This is a genomic window from Luteibacter sp. NPDC104163 (genome assembly GCF_055584245.1).
Genome location: NZ_JBVJMK010000016.1, coordinates 86,261 through 88,493 on the forward strand (window position 1 = coordinate 86,261; position 2,233 = coordinate 88,493).

Here is a 2,233-nt window from a genome sequence, read left to right on the forward strand (position 1 = left end):
TCGCCCCTTCTCCCGCGGGGCTGGGGGGTGGGTGTGGTGGCCTGTGGGGGGCTGCGGCCGCTCGCGCGCTCCCACAAGTTCTCTTTCACATGCTTAGGCGGTGGTTACTACGACCTTACCGATCATGTCGCCTGCTTCTACCAGCGCGTGAGCTTTCTTGAGGCCGGCGGCATCCAGGCCTTCGATCTGCTGCGTCATCGTGTGAACGATATCGCCGCGATCTACCAGCTCGGCGACACGGCGGAGCAGCGCGTGCTGCCGCGCGAGGGTTCGCGTGTTGAACATCGTGCGCGTGAACATGAGTTCCCAGTGGACCGCGATCGACTTCAGCTTGAATGGTGCGATGTCGAGTGTCTTGGGATCGTCGATCAGTGCGAACGCGCCTTCGGGCATCAGCACGTCGGCGATCTGTTCGACGTTTCGTGCCGTGCCGTTGAGGCCGGCGACGTAGGCGACTTCGTTGATGCCGAGCGCCTCGAGCTGTGCCTTCCACGGCTGGTGGTGGTCGATGGTGTGGTGTGCGCCGTGGGCGAGGACCCAGTCGCGCGTTTCCGGGCGTGATGCGGTGCCTATCACTGTCAGGCCGGTGAGCTGGCGTGCGAGCTGGGTGAGGATGGAGCCGACACCGCCAGCAGCGCCGACCACCAGGATCGCGCGGTTCTCGGTCGGGTCGGCTTCATTCGCGCGGAGGCGATCGAACAGCAGCTCCCACGCGGTGATGGCGGTCAGCGGCAGCGAGGCGGCTTCGGCGAAGTCGAGCGAGGCGGGCATCGGGCCTACGGCACGTTCGTCCACGGCCTGCAGTTCCGCGTTGCTCCCGGCGCGGGTGAGATCACCGGCGTACCAGACGCGGTCGCCCGGCTTGAACCGGGTGGCCAGCGGGCCGGCAGCGCGGACGATGCCGGCGGCATCCCAGCCCAGCACCCGTGCCTGGCCTTCGGGCACGTTGCCACCGTTGCGGACCTTGGTGTCCACCGGGTTCACCGAGACGGCTTTCACCTCGACCAGCAGGTCGTAGTCACCGAGGGGCGGGGTGGGCAGTTCGATGTCCTGCAGCGCCTGGGCGTGGTCGATCGGGAGGTTCTGGAAGAAGCCGACGGCTTTCATGGCGGTAATCCTTGGGAGGAGGGGCGATGAGGGCCATTCTGGCTTTCCCGGCTATCCGGAAAAACAGGCAAACTACCGGAACACTTTCCGCTAAACGAAGAAAATGATCCGGCTCGATGACGTCCAGATCTTCGTCCAGACGGTGGAGGCCGAGAGCTTCTCCGAGGCCGCCCGCCAGCTGAATATCGCCCCGGGGCTGGCCAGCGGCGCCGTGCAACGGCTTGAAAAGGAGCTGGGGGTGCGCCTGTTCACACGCTCGACCCGGAGCATGCAGCTCTCGGAGGATGGCGAGCGCTACCTGCCGCACGCCCGGGCCATGCTCGATGCCCAGCACCAGGGGCAGCAGGCGCTGGCCCGCGAAGGCAGTGCGCTGAAGGGGCCGCTGCGGTTGTCGGTGTCGTCAGACCTTGGCCGTAACCTGCTGCTCGGCTGGCTGGATGCGTTCCAGCACGAACACCCCGGCCTGTCGCTACACATCCGCATGAGCGACCGCTCCGTCGATCTTGTCCGCCAGCCCCTCGATGCGGCGATCCGCTATGGCACGCTCGCGGATTCCTCGCTGGTCGCCATGCCCCTGCTCGAGCACAACCGCCGCGCACTTTGCGCCTCGCCTGCGTACCTCGCGAAGCATGGCAAGCCTTCCAGTGTCGACGACCTCCGCCAGCACAACTGCTTGCGCTACGTGTGGAGCGAGCAGGTGCACGAGCGCTGGCGCTTCACCTTGCCCGGCGGCGATCGCACGGTGTCGGTCACGGGCAATCGCGTCAGTGATGATGCCGATGTGGTGCGGCGTTGGGCTGTCGCGGGCGAAGGCGTCGTCTACAAATCGCGGCTCGATGTGCTGGAAGACATCAAGGCGGGCAGGCTGGTGGAGTTGTTCCCGCATGCGCATTGCGAGCCTTCGCCGCTGAACCTGGTGTGCGCGCACCGGTCGCGGCTGACGCCGGCGATGACGCGGTTGAAGGGGTTTCTGCGGGAGCGGTGTGAGGCGTTGCTGGCGACGTGCCCGCCAAGTCTGTAACACCGTCTGTTCTTTATTGTGGGAGCGGGGGGGGGGGCGCGGGGGGGGGGGGGGGCCAACCAAAACCCGCACCCCCCCAGCCCAAAAAAAGAAAGTGTAAAAAAA

2 protein-coding genes are annotated in these 2,233 nt (G+C 66.2%); one reads left to right on the forward strand and one right to left on the reverse strand.

The annotated features are described in order from the left end of the window. Positions 1 to 93: 93 nt before the first annotated feature. Positions 94 to 1,107 carry a zinc-binding alcohol dehydrogenase family protein gene (locus tag ACZ6YI_RS17220; protein ID WP_465779731.1) on the reverse strand — a complete coding sequence of 338 codons (1,014 nt, stop codon included), beginning with the start codon at positions 1,105 to 1,107 and terminating at the stop codon, positions 94 to 96. A 103-nt stretch (positions 1,108 to 1,210) separates the two neighbouring features. On the opposite strand from ACZ6YI_RS17220, the gene ACZ6YI_RS17225 reads away from it, so the two are divergent. After that, the gene (locus tag ACZ6YI_RS17225) at positions 1,211 to 2,128 is read left to right on the forward strand and encodes a LysR family transcriptional regulator (RefSeq protein ID WP_465779732.1); all 918 of its coding nucleotides are present in this window, start codon (positions 1,211 to 1,213) and stop codon (positions 2,126 to 2,128) included. Positions 2,129 to 2,233 lie beyond the last annotated feature (105 nt).